The organism is Pectobacterium versatile (genome assembly GCF_003932035.1).
Taxonomy (GTDB): domain Bacteria; phylum Pseudomonadota; class Gammaproteobacteria; order Enterobacterales; family Enterobacteriaceae; genus Pectobacterium; species Pectobacterium versatile.
Genome location: NZ_CP034276.1, coordinates 2,774,506 through 2,791,468, shown reverse-complemented (window position 1 = coordinate 2,791,468; position 16,963 = coordinate 2,774,506). Strand labels below are relative to the sequence as shown.

Annotated in this window: 15 protein-coding genes; 7 read left to right on the top strand and 8 right to left on the bottom strand. The window is 50.8% G+C overall.

What is annotated here, in order from left to right; translation table 11 throughout:
* Window positions 1–55 precede the first annotated feature (55 nt).
* Together tpx and mpaA are read right to left on the bottom strand one after the other, a co-directional pair.
* On the bottom strand, window positions 56–559 hold the full coding sequence (gene tpx, locus EIP93_RS12620; RefSeq protein ID WP_010276796.1) for a thiol peroxidase: 504 nt from the start codon (window positions 557–559) through the stop codon (window positions 56–58).
* A gap of 79 nt (window positions 560–638) precedes the next feature.
* A complete protein-coding gene (gene mpaA, locus EIP93_RS12615) occupies window positions 639–1,358 on the bottom strand; it encodes a murein tripeptide amidase MpaA (protein ID WP_125232791.1) in 720 nt (239 codons plus the stop codon).
* A gap of 164 nt (window positions 1,359–1,522) precedes the next feature.
* On the opposite strand from mpaA, the gene EIP93_RS12610 reads away from it, so the two are divergent.
* From EIP93_RS12610 to EIP93_RS22760, 3 genes are all read left to right on the top strand, one after another.
* On the top strand, window positions 1,523–3,139 hold the full coding sequence (locus EIP93_RS12610; protein WP_125232790.1) for a peptide ABC transporter substrate-binding protein: 1,617 nt from the start codon (window positions 1,523–1,525) through the stop codon (window positions 3,137–3,139).
* Window positions 3,140–3,263: 124 nt separating this feature from the next.
* Entirely contained in the window at window positions 3,264–4,247 is a 984-nt protein-coding gene (gene zntB / locus EIP93_RS12605) for a zinc transporter ZntB (RefSeq protein WP_010295877.1), read from the top strand.
* Window positions 4,248–4,740: 493 nt separating this feature from the next.
* Window positions 4,741–4,917 (top strand): hypothetical protein, encoded by a 177-nt coding sequence (locus tag EIP93_RS22760; RefSeq protein ID WP_162847964.1) that lies wholly within the window; start codon window positions 4,741–4,743, stop codon window positions 4,915–4,917.
* Window positions 4,918–5,038: 121 nt separating this feature from the next.
* Here the strand turns inward: EIP93_RS22760 and ttcA are convergent, their stop codons facing one another.
* Window positions 5,039–5,974 carry a tRNA 2-thiocytidine(32) synthetase TtcA gene (gene ttcA / locus EIP93_RS12600; RefSeq protein ID WP_116362801.1) on the bottom strand — a complete coding sequence of 312 codons (936 nt, stop codon included), beginning with the start codon at window positions 5,972–5,974 and terminating at the stop codon, window positions 5,039–5,041.
* Between the two features lie 296 nt (window positions 5,975–6,270).
* Between ttcA and EIP93_RS12595 the strand changes: the two genes are divergently transcribed.
* Window positions 6,271–6,639, top strand: a complete 369-nt coding sequence (locus EIP93_RS12595) for a hypothetical protein (protein WP_107332791.1) — start codon at window positions 6,271–6,273, stop codon at window positions 6,637–6,639.
* 206 nt (window positions 6,640–6,845) lie between these two features.
* On the opposite strand, the gene EIP93_RS12590 is transcribed toward EIP93_RS12595, so the two are convergent.
* The gene (locus tag EIP93_RS12590; RefSeq protein ID WP_103940145.1) at window positions 6,846–7,115 is read right to left on the bottom strand and encodes a hypothetical protein; all 270 of its coding nucleotides are present in this window, start codon (window positions 7,113–7,115) and stop codon (window positions 6,846–6,848) included.
* 578 nt (window positions 7,116–7,693) lie between these two features.
* Here EIP93_RS12590 and EIP93_RS12585 point away from each other — a divergent pair.
* Entirely contained in the window at window positions 7,694–7,984 is a 291-nt protein-coding gene (locus EIP93_RS12585; RefSeq protein WP_103970794.1) for a putative hemolysin, read from the top strand.
* 233 nt (window positions 7,985–8,217) lie between these two features.
* Here EIP93_RS12585 and EIP93_RS12575 read toward each other — a convergent pair whose 3' ends face one another.
* The 3 genes from EIP93_RS12575 to EIP93_RS12565 all read right to left on the bottom strand — a co-directional run bounded on the left by EIP93_RS12575 (window position 8,218) and on the right by EIP93_RS12565 (window position 12,798).
* Entirely contained in the window at window positions 8,218–9,210 is a 993-nt protein-coding gene (locus tag EIP93_RS12575) for a 2-hydroxyacid dehydrogenase (protein WP_103970792.1), read from the bottom strand.
* Between the two features lie 111 nt (window positions 9,211–9,321).
* A complete protein-coding gene (locus EIP93_RS12570; RefSeq protein WP_103860539.1) occupies window positions 9,322–10,875 on the bottom strand; it encodes a methyl-accepting chemotaxis protein in 1,554 nt (517 codons plus the stop codon).
* A 369-nt stretch (window positions 10,876–11,244) separates the two neighbouring features.
* Entirely contained in the window at window positions 11,245–12,798 is a 1,554-nt protein-coding gene (locus EIP93_RS12565; protein ID WP_103860540.1) for a methyl-accepting chemotaxis protein, read from the bottom strand.
* Between the two features lie 372 nt (window positions 12,799–13,170).
* Between EIP93_RS12565 and EIP93_RS12560 the strand changes: the two genes are divergently transcribed.
* Together EIP93_RS12560 and EIP93_RS12555 are read left to right on the top strand one after the other, a co-directional pair.
* Window positions 13,171–15,762 carry a YdbH family protein gene (locus tag EIP93_RS12560; RefSeq protein ID WP_103970790.1) on the top strand — a complete coding sequence of 864 codons (2,592 nt, stop codon included), beginning with the start codon at window positions 13,171–13,173 and terminating at the stop codon, window positions 15,760–15,762.
* A gap of 15 nt (window positions 15,763–15,777) precedes the next feature.
* Window positions 15,778–16,011 carry a YnbE family lipoprotein gene (locus EIP93_RS12555; protein WP_103940151.1) on the top strand — a complete coding sequence of 78 codons (234 nt, stop codon included), beginning with the start codon at window positions 15,778–15,780 and terminating at the stop codon, window positions 16,009–16,011.
* Window positions 16,012–16,054: 43 nt separating this feature from the next.
* Here the strand turns inward: EIP93_RS12555 and EIP93_RS12550 are convergent, their stop codons facing one another.
* On the bottom strand, window positions 16,055–16,660 hold the full coding sequence (locus EIP93_RS12550; RefSeq protein ID WP_039505775.1) for an FMN-dependent NADH-azoreductase: 606 nt from the start codon (window positions 16,658–16,660) through the stop codon (window positions 16,055–16,057).
* Between the last annotated feature and the right edge of the window lie 303 nt (window positions 16,661–16,963).

The following is a 16,963-nucleotide window of genomic DNA, read 5'->3' as shown; positions in this document are numbered from 1 at the left end:
CAAAATAACAAAACGGCTGCTTGCGCAGCCGTTTTTCACGTAATGCCAGTATGGCTTATTTCAGAACAGCCAGTGCTGCGTCGTAGTCTGGTTCAGTGGTGATTTCGTTCACCAGTTCGCTGTGCAGCACGTTGTCGTTTTCATCTAGTACGACAACCGCGCGAGCGGTCAGACCTTTCAGCGCGCCATCGGCGATAGCAACGCCATAGCTCTCTTTGAACTCACCGCCACGCAGGGTAGACAGCACAACGACGTTGTTCAGACCTTCCGCACCGCAAAAACGGGACTGCGCGAACGGCAGATCGGAAGAGATACACAGAACAACGGTGTTATCCAGTTCAGAACCCAGTTGGTTGAATTTGCGCACGGACGCGGCACAAACACCGGTATCGATGCTTGGGAAAATATTCAGGATTTTGCGCTTGCCAGCATAGTTGCTCAGCGGGGTATCGGACAGATCTTTAGCCACCAGAGTAAATGCTGGGGCTTTGCTTCCTTTGGCTGGGAATGACCCTGCTACTGGCACAGGATTGCCTTGAAAATGTACGTTCTGTGACATGTTTGCGTCCTTAATTACAGGTGATTAACACGCTGCTCAGTTTAGGGCAACATTAGCAACATTGGTATAAAAATTACGATTAAAATTGCTGGCTTAGCAATGCCACCATCGCTTTCAGGTAGCATTCGCTGGCGGCATCTGCCGAGATTGGCGGAAGCTCAGCGGTAATGCAATGAAGCGAACGATCGGCGCACCAACTTCCGAAAGAGCCAGGTGTGTCGTAACCGATACTCGATACTAACGGCAGCTCGCACTGTTGCGCCAACCATCGACCCAGTTCGGAACGATGTGGATCCTCAATGCAGGCGAGTGGCTCATGAAAAGAGACAACCCAGTGAGGATTAAGTTTCTCAATCAGCGTGCAAAGGGCTTTTGTTTCCGGCTCTGAACCCGCGGTTTCACCGGTAGATAGCTCGACATCACGTTCATCTGCGGCGCTATTCCAGCGGTAGACCGTCTTCCCCGGCTGCCAGTTACTGGCCGGAAAATTGCGATTGAGATCGACGCCGTTAGCGTTGGCACGCAGCCCCAATTGACAGCCATCCGGGTTCACCGCAAGAATCACATGGTGGCGACGCTGGCCTGAAAAGAGGGTACGCAGCGCGCAGGAAAGCGCTACCACTGCCGCAGTCTCATCACCGTGTGTTCCGGCAATAATCAGCCCGCTCTCTGAAGGGGATAATTCGGCGGGGAAATACAGCAGCGGTGCGCCCAGCAGCGATTTCCCATACGGTTCGCCCAGCGACGGCAAATTACCTCGTTGCTGGCGCGCCTGAAGAGGAATGATTGTGTTTTCCATGATACCGCCCTGTGATTGCCTATGCGTTTCATCATAAAAAAATCGGCCCGGAGACGCAAACGGCGATGCAGGCTGACAAATTGCGGGGTATCGCTGGATGATAGCGCTGATTTCTGACTATTATATTCTTCAATCAATTCATTACGCTTTCAGGTCAAATCATCATGCACTATGGATATTCTGCATTTTATGCCGCGTTGATGGCGGCCATGACGGGCAATGCTGTCGCGGCGCAGGTTCCGGCGGGAACGATTCTGGCTGAAAAGCAAGAAATCGTCCGCCACATTAAAGATGAACCGGCTTCTCTCGATCCGATAAAAGCGGTAGGGCTGCCGGAAGCACAGGTGGCGCGCGATCTATTTGAAGGGCTGGTCAATCAGGATGCCAAGGGAAACATTGTTCCTGGCGTAGCGCTACGCTGGCAGACGACAGATAACCGCACGTTTATCTTTACCCTGCGAGATAATGCCCGTTGGTCTAACGGTGAACCCGTTACGGCAAAGGATTTTGTCTACAGCTGGCGTCGTCTGGTCACACCTGAAAACAGCTCGTCATTCGCCTGGTTTGCCCGACTTGCGGGGATTCAGAACGCCGAGCAGATTCTTGCGGGCAAGCTGCCCGTTGATCAGCTTGGCGTGACGGTCGTCAATGATCACACGCTGAAAGTGCAACTGAGTAAGCCTGTACCTTATTTTGTCAGTCTGACGGCGAATTTCAGCCTGTTTCCGGTACATCAGGCTACGGTAGAAAAATTCGGAAACGACTGGACGAAGCTGGGAAATCTGGTCGGGAATGGCGCGTTTAAGCTGGATCATCGCGTTGTGAATGAGAAGCTGGTGCTCACGCAGAATCAATATTATTGGGATAACGCTAACACGCGCCTGACGAAGGTAACCTTTGTTCCCATCAATCAGGAATCGAACGCGACAAAACGCTATCTGTCCGGGGATATCGATATCACCGAGTCATTTCCTAAAAACCTGTACCAGAAGCTGCTGAAAGACTTGCCCGGTCAGGTTTATACGCCGGATCAGCTTGGCACCTACTACTACGCGTTTAACACGCAGCGTGCGCCGACCAATGACGTACGAGTGCGAAAAGCGCTGTCTTACGCCATCGATCGTAAAGTGATTGCGGAAAAAGTATTAGGCACGGGGGAAAAACCGGCTTGGCACTTTACGCCGGATGTCACCGCGGGCTTCAAACCGACGGAAAGCCTGTTGCAGCAATATTCTCAGGATGAGCTGGATGCGCAGGCAAAAGCGCTGATGGCAGCCGCAGGTTATGGCCCAAATAATCCGTTGAAATTATCGCTGTTGTACAACACGTCGGAAAGTCACCAGAAGATCGCGATTGCTGTAGCCTCCATGTGGAAGAAAACGCTGGGTGTAGATGTGCGCCTGTCTAACCAAGAGTGGCAAACCTACATCGACAGCCGCAATAGCGGTAATTTTGACGTCGTGCGGGCGTCTTGGGTCGGTGATTACAACGAACCGTCGACATTCCTCTCGCTGCTGGCCTCACATCACAGCGGAAATATCGCACGCTTTAAAAATGCGAATTACGATCGCGTCCTGGATGAAGCAGGCAATCAGACTAACCCGCAGGCGCTGAATGCGGACTACAACCGGGCTGAGCAGATCTTGATGGATGAAGCACCGATTGCACCGATCTATCAATATACCAACGGACGCTTGATCAAGCCGTGGGTGAAGGGCTATCCCATTACTAACCCTGAAGACGTGGCGTACAGCCACATGCTTTACATCGAAAAACATTAAGTACCGTATTAATACATCGAATGATGTGGCGATAAAGCCGGAGCGATCGTGATGGTCACTCCGGCTGGTAGCGTGCAAAACTGATAGCAAAAGCGCTGATAGTAAAAACCGTTGGAGGCAAGACGTGGAATCCTTTGCAGGAAAAGAGTTGCAACACAGCGGTGCGGTTCATGCGTATCAGTTGGATGGGAAGGGGGGCGTGACCCCGATTGGTGAGCAGGATGTGGTTAACAGCGAAAAACCCTGCTGGCTACACCTGGATTCTACATTGCCCGCCAGCGTGCGTTGGCTGAATAAAACGACGCTGGTGCCGGATAGCGTACGCAATGCGTTGGCGGGGGAGAGCGCTCGCCCCAGAGTCACGCGTTTGGGGGAAGGTACGCTGATCACGCTGCGCAGCATTAACCTGAATGCCAATGCGCGGCCAGATCAACTGGTGGCCGTTCGGGTGTTCATTACCGACAAGCTGATCATTTCTACCCGACGTCGTAAGATTCTGGCTATCGACGAAATTCTTACCGACCTGAAGGAAGGCAATGGCCCGACGGACAGCGGAAGCTGGTTGGTCTCCATTGCGGAATCGTTGACCGATCATACCAGCGAGTTTATTGATGATTTGCATGAGAAAATCATCGATCTGGAAGAGGATTTGCTGGAGCAAAAAATTCCACCGCGCGGTGAGCTGGCGCTGATCCGCAAACAGCTTATCGTGTTACGCCGCTATATGACGCCACAGCGCGATGTGTTCTCGCGTATTTCCGGCGAGAAACTGCCCTGGATGCAGGATGACGATCGTCGCAGAATGCAGGAAATCGCCGATCGATTAGGGCGCGGGCTGGAAGATCTGGATGCCAGTATTGCGCGTACCACGGTACTTTCGGATGAAATCACCGCCTTGATGACCGAAGCGATGAACCGCCGTACCTATACGATGTCGCTTTTGGCGATGGTTTTCCTGCCGACGACGTTCTTAACTGGCTTATTTGGCGTCAACTTAGGGGGAATTCCCGGCGGCGATGCGCCGTTTGGTTTTTTCACGTTCTGCCTGATGTTGGTGATATTGGTGGGCGGCGTTGCATGGTGGTTAAAACGCAGTAAATGGCTATAACGACTCGTGCCGAACGGGTGCGCAGATAATCACAAACTGTCGTGAACAGCTAAAAAACCACGCGTAAATTGAGCAATATCAACATTTTTTACCCTGTTGTGCGGCACTATCATTCCCGCAGGTGAATGCAACGTCAAGCGATGGGCGTTGCGCTCCATATTGTCTTACTTCCTTTTTTGAATTACTGCATAGCACAATTGATTCACACCATGCCGACAGTTTTGTCGGCTTTTTTTTGCCCCTCGATCCTGGCCTTTTCCGCTATTCCTCAAGCGACGTTGCCAAATGCCTTTGGCATTTTATTATGGTGGGCTATCGCGCCACACCCTCCGGGCCGTCGCAAGCGATGTTGTAAAATGCCTTTGGCATTTTATTCATTAGCTTACTACGCTTAAAGGGAAGCGCTGGCGCTGTTTGGTCAGCCGTAACGCATGTCTGTACTGCTTCAGTAGCTGGATTTGCCTTAACAGTATCCAACACCGAGGAGGAAAATATGCTCACTCAAGACGCCACGGATTATCTGCAAGCCGACACGGTTCCGGTTGAACCGATACCCATTATACCGAACGACCCGACACCTCGTCCGCTTCCCGATCCACCGCCCATTCCTGATCCGCCGCCGACAGGGCCGGAACACGAACCCGTCACTGAACCACCGCAAGATCGATAGCGGTACTCTACGCGGCAGAAAACGGCAATAAAAAACACGGTGGTGAAACAGCAGCCGCTGCTTCTTGCCACCGTGTCTCTATTCGTTATGGTAATGCCATTCCCTCACGGGAATGTCGCGCTTATTTTATTTCCAGCACGTCAAGACGAGTCACGGATGGCGCGTCGTCATCTTCTTCCGGCTGCCAACCAACGGGCTGCAACGGCAGTTCTTCACGGTCAAAAGCCAAATCGCCACCATCCACCACGTCGCTACCGTGACGAATGCTTTTAAAATCGAACAGCGCATGATCTGCAAGATGAGATGGCACAACGTTCTGCATGGCGCTAAACATGGTCTCAATACGGCCAGGATAGCGTTTGTCCCAGTCGCGCAGCATGTCTTTAATCACCTGACGTTGCAGGTTTGGCTGCGACCCGCACAGGTTGCACGGAATAATCGGATATTGACGGGCTTCAGCAAAGCGTTCGATATCTTTCTCACGGCAGTAAGCAAGAGGGCGGATGACGATATGTTTACCGTCGTCGCTCATCAGCTTCGGCGGCATGCCTTTCAGCTTTCCGCCATAGAACATGTTCAGGAACAGCGTTTGCAGAATATCGTCACGGTGGTGACCGAGGGCGATTTTCGTTGCGCCGAGCTCCGTCGCGGTACGATACAAAATCCCGCGGCGCAGGCGTGAACACAGCGAGCAGGTGGTTTTCCCTTCTGGAATCTTGTCTTTCACAATCCCGTAGGTATTTTCTTCGACGATCTTGTATTCCACGTCGATGCTATCAAGGTACTGCGGAAGAACGTGCTCAGGGAATCCAGGCTGCTTCTGATCCAGATTCACCGCGACCAGAGAAAAGTTAATCGGCGCGCTCTGTTGCAGATTGCGCAAAATTTCCAGCATGGTGAAGCTATCTTTCCCGCCAGACAGGCACACCATAATGCGGTCGCCTTCTTCGATCATATTGAAATCAGCGATAGCTTCGCCAACGTTACGACGCAGGCGCTTTTGCAATTTGTTCAAGTTGTATTGCTGTTTCTGATTAATTTGTTGATTTTCTGACATTTTTATCTGTGCTCGTTGCAAAAGGCATTGCGGATGGAAAACGGTTCAGCGCAGACGCCAACACGGTCTGCACGATCATTGCGTGTATGGTACGGATTACGGCGACGAATGCCAGATCGTTTTACAGCGGTGTCATAACTTCGTGTTCGGCACCGATGGTTTCATGCTGTGAAGTTATGGCTCGCCGCGCGCTTCATGTTGACTCTATGTGTTCTTTATTGTTGAAAATAAGAGATATTTCGGTGTATAAGCATCGTTTAGATTGGTTGATGGCGTTATGAACTTAAGGAAGAGTTATGATTTTTGTTCGTTCAGAAAATATCAAAAGTCACCACTGGCTGGCGAAGATTGCGCGTGGAGACTGCGGCGTAGAAGGTACATTTGGGCATCTTGCTATTGCGTTGCTTCTGGCTGTTATCGATTATCTTTTAGCCCCATATATTACAGACGGCAGTGTTAGTATGGGATACCTTGCGATAGCCGCTATGATTTTTTATGGCATTTATGTCGCTAATATTGGCATGGGATTCTGGCGTCTGGTGCGGAAACTATCAGGAGAGGTTAAGATATTTCTTCTGCGTATTTTAGCTGCTGTTTGTGTAATAGTGGGAATCTCGGCGATCTTTAATGGGTTTATTATAGTCTTTGCGTTACTGGTTTTCTGAGCATATAGATTTTTTTGATAAATGATCCATCAATATATATCTAAAGAAACGGCGTCAAAACGTCTTCGAGTGGATATTCGAGTAAAACAGGAAGGTCTGGGTAACCAGGAAGGTAAAAGTTATTCTATAAAACGACTGAATTATAAGATGACACCACGGCTAGAGAAATAATTTATCCGTGGTGTCATCTCTTTGCTTATATATTATTACGGGAGAACATCTTCAATTTTAGTAATATGCGCATCGCCGCTTAGCGGTTTATAAATATGGATTTTGACAATTTTCAGCGGTGCTTCAGGGGACGTTACCGTACCTTTCGTCAGAAAGGAGTAGTTCGTACCAGACACCACCTGTGTTGCGACAAACAAAGGTGTGTAGGTCACACCCAGCAAATGTACGGTGGATTTAAAAATCTCTTTATCTGCATCATTCAAATCACGGAAAGCGGTCCATCCACCAAGAAGTTGATCTGACATTATGTCACCTCATTTAATTTGATTGATAATATAATCGCTGTGATGCTCTATTAGCCTTTCAGAGAGCAGTGAATTAAGACTATGGTATTTGTTTTTGTTTATCAATGATAACGTGATGCTTTGTTTATATAAATAAAAGGAAAAAATATCAAAAAAATAAATAAAGGAAAGTATTGGATTTTGGTGTGGTAATTAATATTAAAAACAAAGAGATGCTGTAAGTTGAATATAAATCATTTTATTTAAAATTATTTTTATTGAAATTAATGGTGTTGTCTGCATTTCCTCAATAAAAATACCGCATTATTTTTTAGTTATTACGCACTCTAAATATCAGCGTATAGAAGATCATTGAACACGAATAAATGAGGCGTTCACGACATCTTTTCTGATTACAAGCGATGACCTTATCGTCTTTCTATGACGAGGATTCTAGGTGATTGACGTCTCTTTTACCCTGGAGATGTGTTGCCGAAGTGCGGCGTGGTAGATATAGTCCTTGTCTGAAAAGTCTATTTGATAGGTGTTGATGCCAAACGTGGTGTCAGAACCTTCACTCCCCGACCCGAGGCTACAACATGAAATTATTGCCATGGCTATGTACTGCCGCCGCGCTCCTGCTGGCGGGATGCAGTAATCATAGTGAGAACACTGCCGCTGCCCAGCAAGACGCCACGCAAAACGATGATAAGAACGCCGTCGTGTTGCTGAAAAGCAGTTCGCCAGTTGACGTCAACTGTACGCTGATTGGCGGAACGATGGCGATCTCTAGACAGCTTGATGGTGCGAACGTGGGGGCCTGTCAGTTAGCCAATGGTAAGCGCTGTAGCGAGCAATCGCTGATGAATGGAAGTTGCCCGGCAGGGTGAGTGTCGCGGCAGTCTGCACTGCCGCAACATACCCGTCATACTTCAAGTTGCATGTGCGTTGGCTGCGTTCAAATACTCGGCCCGTCGTGGGCCTCGCCCTAAAGGGCCGCTGCAAGCAGCGTTCAAATCTGCTCCCGGCAGATTTGTCACCCGAATCACTTACCTGAGTAAGCTCATCGGGATGCCTTCCCTTGCCGCCTGCCTGAAACTCGAATTATTTAGGGTATAGAAGGTCAAGATGTAACCAGATTTACACAAGACGCGTTCTGGCTGATGTCTTTGAGGTTTTGTAGCGTGGTTTGGGAAATGCTGATTAGTGCTTCTTCCGTCAGGAACGCCTGATGCCCAGTGAACAGTACGTTGTGGCACGCGGATAAGCGGCGGAAGATGTCGTCCTGAATCACATCGTTGGATTTATCGGCGAAGAAGAGATCGCGCTCGTTTTCATAAACATCCATGCCCAGTGCGCCAATTTTCTGTTGCTTCAACGCGTCGATAGCGGCCTGCGAGTCGATCAGGCCACCACGGCTGGTATTGACGATCATGACGCCGTTTTTCATTTGCGCAAAGGCCGCCTGATTCAGCAGGTGATGATTCTCTGGCGTCAGTGGACAGTGCAGGGAGATGACGTCCGCGTTGGCGTACAGCGTTTTTAGATCGACATACTCCGCCCCTAATTCCAAGGCCTGTGGGTTCGGGTAGGGATCGAAGGCCAGCAGCCGCATCCCGAAGCCTTTCAGAATGCGCATCGTGGCGATGCCGATTTTTCCGGTGCCAATAATGCCCGCCGTCCGGTTGTGCATATTGAAGCCAATCAACCCTTCCAGAGAGAAGTTCGCGTCGCGAGTACGCTGATAGGCGCGGTGAATGCGGCGGTTAAGCGTCAGCATCAGGCCGACGGCGTGTTCGGCGACGGCCTCAGGGGAATACGCGGGAACGCGTACTACGCTGATACCCAGTTCTTTAGCGGCTTCCAAATCGACATTGTTAAAGCCTGCACAGCGCAGCGCGAGCGTTTTAATGCCCAACGCTGCCAGTTCGGTCAACACTTCGCGTCCACCGTCATCGTTTACAAAGATGCAGACGGCCTGACAGCCCGTGGCTGTTTTCGCGGTGCGCGATGTCAGCATGAAATCAAAAAACTCCAGCTCATAGCCAAACTGCTGATTGACCTGTTCCAGATATTTACGGTCATACTGCTTAGTGCTGTAAATTGCCAGTTTCATTGATAGTTTCTCCGAAAAATCCTTAGATTAAGCTATCAGAAAATCGGGCGGTGACAAACCGTTACCTGACTGACAGTAACGGTTTGAAATTGAGAGACGGTAATAGCGGATTTAGCGAGACGTACTGAAAACTGACACGGCTTCGGACATCGTGGAGATCTGCTGTTCCAGACTGTTAATGGCAGAACTGGAGTGCGTAGCCAAAATGGTGTTCTGGCGCGTCAATTCATCAATGTTGTTCACCGCAGAATTAATCTGCCCCAGCCCTTGCGATTGCTCTTGTGTCGCCAGGCTGATTTGATTCACAAGCTGCGAGACCTGCTGTACCTGAGCCAGAATGTTGTTCATTGACTGACTGGTATGGTTGACCAATTTATCGCTGGTGTGAATGTTCGCGATTGTGGCATCGATAATCGCTGCGATGTCTTTTGCGGCAGCGGCGCTACGCTGCGCCAGAATACGGACTTCTCCCGCGACCACGGCGAAACTCTTGCCCTGTTCTCCGGCGTGAGCGGCCTCTACTGCCGCATTAAGCGCCAGAATGTTGGTCTGGAACGCCAGATTATCCAGCACGCTAATGATGTCGGTGATCTCTTTGCTGGAACGGGTCATGGTCGCCATGGTATCGGTTACCTGATTGACCGCTTTCTCTCCTGCATTGACAGCCTGATTGGCATCATTCGCACAACGCGTTGCTAACTGCGTGGCAGACGCATTACTTTGGATTGTCGCCGTCAGTTCTTCCATTGATGACGCGGTGGATTGTAAGCTTTGCGCGGTATCTTCACAGCGCTGGCTGAGTGTGTAATTCCCAGAAGCAATCTCGCCGCAGGCGTTGCGTAGTTCAGCCAGCTTGCCGTTAACATCATCGACAAACGTGCGGAAATTCATGCCGGATTGGTTGACGGCGCGTAATAACATGCCAACTTCATCCACGCGATTAAGTTGAAACGAGTTGTCCGCCTGCCCGGATGCGGAATTAATAGCCTGGCGTAGAATCTTTTCCAGTGGTTTTGCCAGATGTTGAACTAATAATTCACTGGTTATTGTCGCGCCAGCGAGTAGTGCCAGAACAAAAGTTAATAGCGGTGTGGTGAGTGGAAGGGTCGCCAATAAGAAAAGAAGCGCAAATAGCATGAAAAGGAAAACGTAGCTTCTTATCCGCCACCGTATGGGGATGACGGTAAATAAGCTAAGAAGTTTTAGCGGCCCTTTATAAATCAATAGTCCCTGAAAGAGTCGGCGGTTTTTTAATTTATTCTCGTTCATTTGGTGGTAAAGCGCTTCTGCTTGCCGAATCTCTTCCTGTGAAACGCGGGTTCTCACCGACATATATCCTGTGATTTTCCCTTCCTTCATCAGCGGTGTCGTACTGGCTTTTACCCAATAGTAGTCGCCACTCTTGCGGCGGTTCTTGACGACGGCCGTCCAGATTTTACCTGCCTTCAGCGTTGCCCACATGTCGGCAAACGCCTGCGGGGGCATGTCCGGGTGGCGCACGATATTGTGAGGTTGGTGGAGGATTTCCTCAAAGTCGTAACCACTGGCATCAATAAAATCGTCATTGGCATAAGTGATATGGCTATCGGTAGTGGTAACCGACATTAGCTTTGCTTTTTCATCTAATAAATACTGAATATCACTGACTGGAAAATTCTTACGCATTTATTGATCCTTTTAGTATAAGCAAGCATAAACATAATGTTTTTAGATCCATTAGCTAACTGAAAAGCGATTAATGCTATTTAATTAACGGCAATCTTCACGAAATACTTAGCGAGTAGACTTATATATTCTTACTAGTTCCGCCCGTTATTTTTTCTTTAGGAAACCGTTATTTTTTCTTCAGGAAAGTCGTTGCCTAGCCCGACTCGCTGCAAGAGCCTGCGCCAGTGACCAAAAGCATTCATTTGCTAAGTATATTATGACTCTGCGAATTTGCACGGTGGGCAATGCAGGTTGAAGTACGGGAAAAATGGCGAGGGGATAAGGCGACGGACGCCCTGATATGAGCGTCCGTGAAGATGAGATTAACTAGCGGGAAAGGCTAAAGACAGAAGCTGCTTGTACCATACTCGAGATCTGCTGTTGCAGGTGATCGGTGGCCGAATGTGACTGACTCGCCAGCGCGGTATTCTGATGTGTGAGCTCATCGATGCGGTTTACCGCTTCATTAATTTGCTCCAGCCCTTGAGATTGTTCCTGCGTTGCGAGGCTGATCTCATTCATCAAATTGGTAACGTGCTGAACCTGCAGCAGAATATTGCTCATGGATTTATGCGTGTGTGAAACCTGCTGTTCACCGGTACGAATGCTATTCAGCGTTTCGTCAATGATGGTCGAAATATCGCTGGAAGAAGAGGCGCTACGCTGTGCCAACGAACGCACTTCACTGGCGACCACCGCAAAGCTCTTACCCTGTTCTCCGGCATGTGCGGCTTCGACGGCGGCGTTCACGGCCAGAATATTGGTCTGGAACGCGAGATTATCCATTACGCTGACGATATCCGTAATCCGTTCGCTGGAACGGGTGATCGTCTCCATCGTATCGGAAACCTGGCTGACAGCCTGTTCGCCAGAGTTCACCGCCTGATTCACATCCTGCGTATAGAGTGAGGCCTGAAGCGAGGCTTCCGCATTACTTTTTATTGTTGCAGTAAGCTGTTCGACGGACGCCGCAGTTTGTTGCAGGCTCTCTTCCGTTTCCTCGCAGCACTGCGCCAAGGTATGGTTGCCTTGCGCGATTTCATTACAGGCGTTTTTCAGCTCGCTCAGATTGGTGTTCACATCGTCCACGAAGGTGCGGAAATTCATACCGGACTGATTTACCGCGCGCATTAACATGCCAATTTCATCCACGCGATTAAGCTGCGTCAGGTTGTCCGCCTGTCCGGCAGCGGAACGCATGGCCTGAGCCAGGATTTGCTCAATAGGACGGGCAACATGGTGCACCAGAAGCTCGCCACTGACAAAACAACAGGCGATGAGCAGAGGAAAGAGTACGGAGGCCAATGCCGTTCCCGCCAGCAAAGAATAGGCGGCGATGAGCGGAATCAGGCTAAAGAGTAGAAAATAGCTGCGGATGCGCCAGCGTAATGGCATGGTTTTAAAAAGACTCAGGATGCGCAATGGCCCAGTATAAATAAGCAGACCATGATGGAAGGTGCGATATTTCAGTTTACCTTCATTTGCACTGGCATAGAGCCCCTCGGCCTGACGAATCTCTTCGGGTGAGGCGGCGGTTCGCACAGACATATAACCGGCAATTTCACCGCCTTTTCTCAGTGGCGTGGTGCTGGATTTTACCCAGTAATGGTCGCCATTTTTGCACCGATTTTTCACAATCCCCGTCCAGATATTGCCTGCACGCAGCGTTTTCCACATATCCGCGAAGGCGGCTGGTGGCATATCCGGGTGTCGGATAAGATTATGGGGCTGCCCCATCAGCTCATCAGTGGTATAGCCGCTGACATCAATAAAATCTTTGTTTGCGTAGGTAATATGGCTTTCTGGCGTGGTGACCGACATGAGTCTGGTTTTTTCAGAAAGAGGGAGCTGGCGGTCGGTTACAGGGGTGTTGTTACGCATAAAGCAGTCCTTGATATGCTGTGTCCGAATACTGATTTAACATGAGGCATACCCACGGCAATGAATCAGCGGATAGCGGTAATGGTTCAGGTTTGCTCATTGCTTTTTTTAAGGCGGTCGGGCAGAAGGAGATAATCCTGATATTCACCCGTAAACGCTTTGTTCATGATGAGATAACGTGATTCATTACAAAATATAACCTCAATTAAACATTTTACCACGAAAGGGTAATGAGTACGTACGCACAATAGTGGTAAATGTGAGCTGGATGGGTTTGTTTGTTAACAAAAAGAGCGATTTGTGAATGAATAATCGGCAGAGTTATACCGGACGAATTTTACCGCTATTGAACAGGATGCTTAACTCGCGCTAATGATTAAAAAACGAGCACTTTCAGTCGCTTTCCTGCTCGCCGCATTGCTGTTTCTTTCCTGGCGAGCACTGCCGCAGTGGCTACCACGCCTTGCTAACATCTGGCTCCCGACGGAGATGTCTTTGACCGTGGATGGGACGCCTGGCTGGCAGGGCGGCGGGCTGCATAGCGCGGGGTTCCGTCTTATGGCCGGGGAGTGCACGCTAGTTGACGTACGGGATATGACGCTGCGTTGGCATAGCTGGCGATGGCATGTCGATATTGATGCCGTGACGTTAAACAGCGACTGTCTGCAATATGTGCCAGCAAGCAGCAGCACCGAACCAGCGGCGCAGTTAGCGCAATGGCAACAGCGATTGCCTGCTGCCGATATTCAGGTGAAGACGTTTACGCTACAGCCCTGGCAGGATTATGCCGGGCAGGTGCGACTCAGCAGCGACGGCAAACGGCAACAAACGCTGGATTATCAGGGCGATCAACTGGCGTTTAAGGCAGCGCTGAACGATAAGCGTCTGACCCTGCATGAAAGCATGCTCGCAACGCCAGCGGGGTTCGCGCGCCTGCAAGTCAGTGGTGAGATGGAACTGGCCGATACGTTGGATGCTGCACCAGTGCAGGGGCGGCTCACCGGAAAACTGGATTCAGGGCAGACACCCGATCCGCTTTCGCTCCTGCTGGACTGGCATCATCAAGTTGGTGAGCTGGTACTGAAGGCGGCGAATGACGAGACGCCGCTGATATCGCTGCCGTGGCAACTTACGGATGAGGTGATTCAGGTCACTAATGGTGTCTGGCGCTGGCCTTATGCCGATCAGCCACTCTCCGGGCAGGTGGCAATGACATTACAACATTGGCGACAAGGGTTGGATGCCACCACGATTAACGCGCGGTTGAACATGCTGACGCAAGGGCATAATGGCAAGGCGAACGCCGTGCTGGTGCTGGGGCCGGGCAACATCGGCCTGCTCAATAGCGAATTGCGCTTTCAGCTTACCGGGCAGGCAAACTTACCCGCACTCTCCTTGACGGCAACGTTGCCAGGGGTGTTGCAGGGCTCGATTCTCAATCCCGAATTCTCTCTTTTACCGGGGGCGCTGCTGCGTGCCTGGGGAAGGCCTGCGCCGCAAATTTATCTTGAAGAAGCACGCTGGCCGCTGGCGGGTGTCCGAGTCAGTGCAACGGGCGTGAATGGGCGACTACAGGCGATTGTGAAGGCGCGGGAAGCATACTGGGGGCGCTTTAGCCTGCACCTTGACGGTCAGGCCCAGGATTTCTGGCCGGATCAAGGGCAGTGGCAATGGCGTTATTGGGGCAATGGCCAGCTACCGCCGCTGAAAGGTCAGTGGGACGTAGCTGGCCGAGGCCAGTGGCAGGATACCCTGATTGAAGTCAGCCAACTGTCGAGCGGTTTGGATCAGTTGGGCTACGGCATTGTGACGGTGCACCAGCCCCGACTGACCATTACTGAGCCGATCCGTTGGCAGCGCGCCCGTTCCGGTGAACATTTTCAAGGCGCGCTGCAACTGGCCTCCGAACGGGCACACTTCAGCAACGGGGGCTACTTGCCGCCTTCGTTGCTAACGCTGGCGATGCAGGGGCGTAGCCCGGATGATTTCCAGTTACAGGGGCAGCTACAGGCTGAGGATATCGGGCCGGTCAGGCTGCGTGGCCGCTGGGATGGTGAACGACTGCGTGGTGGCGCGTGGTGGCCGACACAGCCACTTAAGGTGTTTCAGCCTCTGCTTTCCCCGCTGTTGAAAATGAACATTCGCGCCGGACAGTTTTACGCACAGGCCGCATTTTCCGCCGCACGTAAAGAAGGATTCAGCGCGGGCGGACATTGGGTCGTGAAAAATGGCGGACTGTGGCTACAGGATGGTGAAGTTAGCGGCGTTAACTTTGTCCTGCCTTACCGTTTGAAAGATCAGCGCTGGCAACTGGGCGTCAAGCAGCCCGTTGCGCTGCGAATTGACGTGCTGGATAACCTGTTTCGGATGAGCAATATCCGCGTCGATCTCCAGGGCTTTTACCCGTACAGTGAGCGACAGCCGCTGGTTATGTCTCAGGCCGACATGGACGTCTTGGATGGGCATATTGGCCTGTCCACATTGCGCTGGCCGCAGCGGGAACCGGCGCTGTTCACCGTTAAGAGTGTGGATCTCAGCGAACTGATAACCGTGTTAAAGCAAAAACAGTTTGCCCTGTCCGGGCGCGTGAGCGGCACGCTTCCGCTGAATTTTAATCACCCGACCATGCTGATTGAAGACGGACGAATTACCAATGACGGTTCCCTGACGCTGCGGCTGGATAACCAACTGGCCGATGAGTTAGCGAGTAAAAATCTGGCAGGCGGGGCGGCGATTGGCTGGCTGCGCTATCTGGAAATTGGGCGTTCCTATGCCACGCTTGACCTGACTAATCAGGGCGAATTGACATTAACGTCGCGGGTGCAGGGGAAAAACCCACAGCTCAGTGCGAAACGACAGGTTATTCTTAACTATCGCCATCAGGAGAATATCTTCCAGCTATGGCGCAGCTTGCGTTTTGGCGATAACTTGCGGGATACGCTGGAGCAGCAGGCAAATGAATAAACTCAAGGTAGAACAATGAACAAGTGCGAGACATTGCTGGCGGCATGTTGCATGGTCGCTTTCCTGACGGGATGCGTGCCGCGTATTGAAGTGGCTGCGCCCAAAGAGCCGATTACCATCAATATGAACGTGAAGATCGAGCATGAGATTCACATCAAAGCGGATAAAGAAGCGACGCAACTGCTGGAAAGATCGGACAATGCGGCTGGCGATGAGATAAAGAAAAGCGCGCCAGAGGGCGCGCAATAGTCAAGCCAAGTAAACCAATGGCAAGGTCGGTAATGATGAATCTTTATGCGGTGACCAACTGAGACAGCTGAGTTTTTGCCGTTTCGGTGGCTTTCTGTGCCACATCTGGGCCGTAGCCATAGCCTTCTGCGAACACGAACTCAAGGTCAGTCAGACCGAGGAAGCCCAGGAAGACGCGCAGGTACGGTTCCAGCAGGTCGGTTGGTGTGCCTTTATGGATGCCACCACGGCTGGTTAATACGATAGCGCGTTTACCTTTCACCAGCCCTTCTGGACCTTGTTCGGTGTAGCGGAACGTTACACCCGCGCGAGCCACCAGGTCGAAGTAGTTCTTCAACTGAGTCGGAATGTTGAAGTTATACATTGGTGCAGCGATTACGATAACGTCATGTGCTTGCAGTTCGGCGATCAGTTCGTCGGACAGTTTCAGGGCTTCCTGTTGACGAGGAGTCAGGGCGGCATCGGAAGGACGCAGCGCGCCAACTAATTCGCCATCAAGAACCGGAATCGGTTGAGCGGCCAGGTCGCGGACGGTGATACTGTCGTTTGGATGTGCAGACTGCCACTCGGCGGTGAAGTGATCGGCCAGTTGGTTTGACTGAGAATAACCTGCCAGAATGCTTGATTTCAGAACCAATACTTTGCTCATTGCCAATTCCTTTAGTGATTGAAGTGGGCGACAACATAACGCCCCTTGATGCGTCACATCTTATGCGGTGATCTAGAAAGAGAAAAGTGCAAATATTCGAGGTCTTTATTCGATTTTATTGAATAAGACGATGTTTGACTAAGACCGGGCAGGGGCGATTAGAGCCGTCTATGACAATGTGCTACTATCCACGGCTTAAAAATTCAGTACCTTAAAATCAGGTTAGGCTCCATTGAGCCAGATTCGGCGGCGAGCATCGCCCCGGCAGAGACAAGAATTAGAGAAAACGATTAAGGAAGAGCA